Source organism: Rhodococcus sp. CX, assembly GCF_015865005.1.
Taxonomy (GTDB): Bacteria; Actinomycetota; Actinomycetes; order Mycobacteriales; family Mycobacteriaceae; genus Rhodococcus.
In genome coordinates, this window is the sequence record NZ_JADZGH010000251.1 from 106,206 (window position 1) to 111,369 (window position 5,164).

Genomic DNA, 5,164 nt, shown 5'->3' on the forward strand with positions numbered 1-5,164 from the left:
GCGAACGGGTCCGGACCGGCACGTGCTCGTCGTCGTCGCGCACCACGTCGCGGTGGACGGTGCATCGTTCCTTCCCCTGACGGTGGATCTCGCCACCGCGTATTCCGCGCGGCGCTGCGGTGACGCCCCGCCGTGGACCCCGTTGCCGCTGCACTACCACGACCACGCGCGCCGGCACCGGGACCGGCTCGGAGACCCCGCCGACCCGGCCGCTCTCGCATATCGCGAACTCGAGTACTGGAAAGACGCTCTGGCCGGGCTCGATTCCGCGCCTTCGGTGCCCACCGACCGTCCCCGTACCGGAACGCCCGGAGCTCCGGCCTCCGTCGAGTTCACCGTGCCCGCCCGCCGGGTCGCCGCGCTCCGGACGCTCGCGGCCCGGTACGACGCGACGACCTTCATGGCCGTGCACGCCGCCGTCGCCGTGTGGTTGTCCGCGTGGACGGGGGAGCGAGAAGTCGTCGTCGGTACCGGTGTCGCCGGCCGCGATCATCCCGACCTCGCCGGTCTGGTCGGGATGTTCGTCGGTACCGTCGCCCTGCGCGTCACCGTCGACCCCGAGGCGCCCTTCACCGCCCTGCTCGCCGATGTCCGTGCCACCGACGTCGAGGCATTCACCCACGCGAACGTGCCGTTCGATCAGGTCGTCGAGAGTGTCGGGTTCGGTCCGCTCGGGGTGATGCTGAGCTACGACAGTCTGCCGCACACCGACCCGGTGCTTCCCGGACTCGACGTGAGAGTGCAGGAATTCCCCTCCGTACGAGCACGTTTCGATATCGAACTCGACGTCCGCGAAACCGGCGACGGTGCGCTCGCCGGGCGTCTCGTGTACGACAGCGCCTTGTTCGAACCGGACACGGTCACGCGATGGGTGCAGCGACTGGGCACCGTGATCAGTGCAGTGGCCGCCGACCCCACGGAGGCCGTCGGCGACATCGACCTCGGTGCCGTACCGGTCGTGCTCGCACCGGCCGGTCCCGTCGCAACCCTGGCGCAACTGCTCGGCGACAACCCGGCGCGGGTGGCAGCTCCCGGTGGAGTACCGGTCGAAATCCGTTCCGCGGCACGACCGCTGGCATGGGAACTGCTCGGCCGGGGAATCGGGCCGGAGGACCGTGTGGCGGTGCTGCTGCCCCGCTCGATCGAGTCGGTGCTCGCGATCGCCGCGATCGCGCTGACGGGTGCCGCGTTCGTACCCGTAGACCCGGGCCAGCCCGCCCCGCGGATCGCCGAACTCCTCGCCGCTTCCGGCGTCCGGCACGCGATCAGCGACCCGGGCACCCCGGTCCCGGCGGGGATCGAATCGATCCCGTTCGTCACGCACGGATGCATGCGCGAGATCACCGACGCGGACCGGACACGCCCCGTGCATCCCGACCACGCCGCCTACCTGGTGTACACCTCGGGGTCCACGGGTCGGCCGAAAGGCGTCGTGATCACCCACCGCGGACTGGCGCCGCTGGCACGGTCGCTGGTCGAGCGGTTCCGGCCGGCGCCGGACGCACGGGTGCTGCACTTCGCGGCCCCCGCATTCGACGCCTCGGTGCTCGAGTACCTTCTCGCGCTCGCCTCCGGCGGAACCCTCGTGGTCGCACCGGACGACGTATTCGGTGGTGACGAACTCCTGGAACTGCTTCGGGCAGAGCGGATCACGCACTGGTTCACGACACCGTCCGTGCCGGCCCGCCTCGACCCGGCCGGTCTCGACGACCTGCGGGTCCTCGCCGTCGGCGGCGAAGCGTGGCAGACGGAGACCGCGGCGCGCTGGGCACCGGGCCGCACCGTGCTGAACGTCTACGGACCGACCGAGACCACCGTGCTGGCCACCGCCAGCCCGCCGCTGACGCCCGGTGAACCGCTGAACCTCGGGACGGGGCTCGAAGGCGTCACCCCGATCGTGCTGGACCGGCGTCTGCGGCCCGTCCCGATCGGTGTCACCGGCGAGCTGTACCTGGTCGGGGCGGGCCTGGCCCGCGGCTATCTCGATGCGCCCGCCCTGACGGCGGAACGGTTCACGGCCGATCCCTTCGGCGGCGGACGCATGTATCGCACCGGTGACCTCGTCCGCTGGTCCCCACACGGCGACCCGGGACCGGTGCTGGAGTTCGTCGGGCGCGCCGACCAGCAGATCAAGATCCGCGGATTCCGCATCGAACCCGGCGAGATCGACGCAGTCCTGGCCGCGCATCCGCAGATCACCACAGCCGTCACGATCGCACACGAGGGACGGCTCGCCGCATTCGTGACGGGTTCCGGCGACGTCGACCCGAAGGCGATCCGGAAGCACGTCGCGGCACGGCTGCCGCGGCACATGGTGCCGACCACGGTCACCGTCCTCGACGCGATGCCGCTGACCTCGACCGGCAAGATCGACCGCGCGGCTCTGCCGGTCGCGGACATCGCGGTCACATCCGACGGCGACGGATACCGCACGGTCACCGAGCATCTCGTCGCGACGGTCGTCGCGGACGTGCTCGACGTGCCGACCGTCGCACCGGGCGACGACTTCTTCGCGCTCGGCGGGAACTCGCTGATCGCGACCCAGTTGGCGGCGCGGCTCGCCGGCATCGTCGGACGGCGCATCGGAGTACGCGAGATCCTGGAGAACCCGGTCGTCGCGGACCTCGCCGAGGCGATCACGAACACCGCAGCGGAACAGCGCGTCCCGCTGGTCAGCGAGATCGACGACGCCCCACAACCACTCGCCCCCGCACAGCAACGCATGTGGCTGGTCAACCGTGTCGACACCGCAGCCGGTGCCGGCGGCGACCACATAGCGTTCGTCGCCGAACTCGACGGCGACGTCGACCTCGGTGCCCTGCAGGCCGCCGTCGCCGATGTCGTCGACCGGCACGCGACCCTGCGGACCGTCCATCCCGACGGACCGGACGGCCCGCGCATGCACGTGCTGCCCGAGATCCCGGTCGAGCTCGCTCCCGTGGAGGCGGCAGACCCGGACCACGAGATCGCCGACTTCGCGCGGCGCCCCTTCGACCTGACGACCGAACCGCCTGTTCGTATCCGCCTGTACCGCACCGGCACCCGGGATCGCCTGGTCGTGGTGCTGCACCACATCGCCGGCGACGGGCTGTCCCTGCGACCGCTGGGACGCGACGCCGTCGCCGCCTACACGGCACGCCGCGCGGGAGTCGCCCCCGGCTGGACGCCCCTACCGGTGACCTACGCCGACTACGCGCGCTGGCAGCACCGGACGCTGGGCGCACCGACGGACCCGGACGGCCTCGGCGCACGACAACTCGCCTACTGGGCGCGAATCCTCGGCGGTGTCCCGCCCCTGCTCCCACTGCCCACCGACCGCCCTCGGATCGGTGCCGACACCGGTGCCGGCCACATCGAATTCGACGTCCCCCTCGAATTGCATTCCGCGGTGGCGAAACTCGCTCGCGCCCACGATGTCACGCCCTTCATGATCGTGCACGCGGCCCTGGCACTGCTGCTGGCGTCACTCGCCGCCACCGACGACGTCGTCGTCGGCACCCCTGTCTCCGGCCGCACCGACGCGGCGCTCGACGACGTCGTCGGCATGTTCGTGAACACGGTCCCACTGCGGCTGACCGTCGATCCACGGGAGACGTTCGCCGGGTTGCTGACCGAGGTGCGCCGCGTCGATCTGGAGGCATTCGCCCACGCCGACGTCCCGTTCGATCGCATCGTCGACACGGTCGGCCACTCCGCGACCGGCCACCATCCCCTGATCCAGGTGATCCTCGCCTACGAGTCCTTCGACACCGGCACCCGCACCGTTCCGGGCCTCGCGACCGTGCGCGAGATCCTCCCCGACACCGCACGGGTGGACGTGGAGATCACCCTGCGCGAGACGTCGTCCGAGACCGGGGCTCCCGCGGGGTTGAACGGCACGCTCACCTACGCGTCCGGCCTGTTCGACGCCGGTACCGTCACGGCGTGGGCGGCGTGGTTGGTGTGCATCCTCGAGATCGTGACGGCGGACCCGACGACGGCCGTCGGAGCGGTCGATCCGCGAGGTCCGGTCGCCGAACCGGAGAGCGAACGGGCTCCGCGTCCGGACGGCCGGTCGCTGCCCGAACTCTTCCTCCGCCGTGCCGCCGCGACACCGGAGGCGGTCGCGGTCGTGGACGAGGGCGCCGCACTGACCTACGCCCGACTGCGGGCGCGATCCGGTGCACTGGCTGCGCTGCTCGCCGAGCGCGGCATCGGACCGGAGGACGTGGTCGCGGTCGCCCTGCCCCGAACCGTCGACCTGGTCGTCGCGATCGTCGCGGTCGCCCGGTGCGGGGCGGTGTACCTGCCGATCGACGTCACCCATCCCGACGCCCGGCTGCGCGCACTGCTGGACGATGCCCGTCCCGAATTGGTGGTGTGCGACAGTGGTTTCCGCGCGGCCGGAGGCATTCCGACGCTCGACCCGTCCGCCGCCCTCGTGCAGGACGGCGACCACGACGCATCCGCGGATCCGGACCACGGCGCCTACCTGATCTACACCTCCGGGTCCACCGGCGCCCCCAAGGGAGTGCTCGTCACCCACCGCAGCGCGCTGAGCGTGTTCGCTGCGACGATCTCCCGCTTCGGATTCGGCGAGTCGGACGTGTGGACGATGTTCCACTCACCGGCCTTCGACTTCTCCGTGTGGGAGATGTGGGGCGCTTTGATCACCGGCGGACGTCTCGTCGTGGTCGATCACCTCACCGCCCGGGATCCCGCGGTGTTCGCGGCCCTGCTCGAGCGGCACGGGGTCACCGTGCTCAATCAGACACCGACGGCTTTCGTTCAGCTGAGCGCGGCCACCGCGCCTCCGGAATCGCTGCGCGTGGTCGTCTTCGGTGGGGAGCCGCTCGACCCCGAGCTGCCCCGATCCTGGCAACAGCAGCGGCCCGAACTCGTGATGGTGAACATGTACGGCATCACCGAAACCGCCGTCCACGTCACGTGCGGTCCGGCCGTGACGCCGGGTGTCGGTGCACCGCTGCCCGGTGTCGGGATGCACCTGCTCGACGCCGCCCTGCGCCCGGTACTTCCCGGCAGCACCGGCGAGATCTACATCGCCGGCGACCAGCTCGCTCGCGGTTATCGCGGGCGTCCGGCCGCGACCGCAGCGCGGTTCGTCGCCGCCCCCGGCGGCGCGCGCCGCTACCGGACCGGCGACGTGGCCCGCCGGACCGGGGAC

1 pseudogene is annotated in these 5,164 nt (G+C 71.5%); it reads left to right on the plus strand.

Annotation, left to right across the window (positions count from 1 at the left end):
- Positions 1–22: 22 nt before the first annotated feature.
- Positions 23–5,164, plus strand: a pseudogene (locus I0Q12_RS34065) (amino acid adenylation domain-containing protein); the annotation flags it as partial.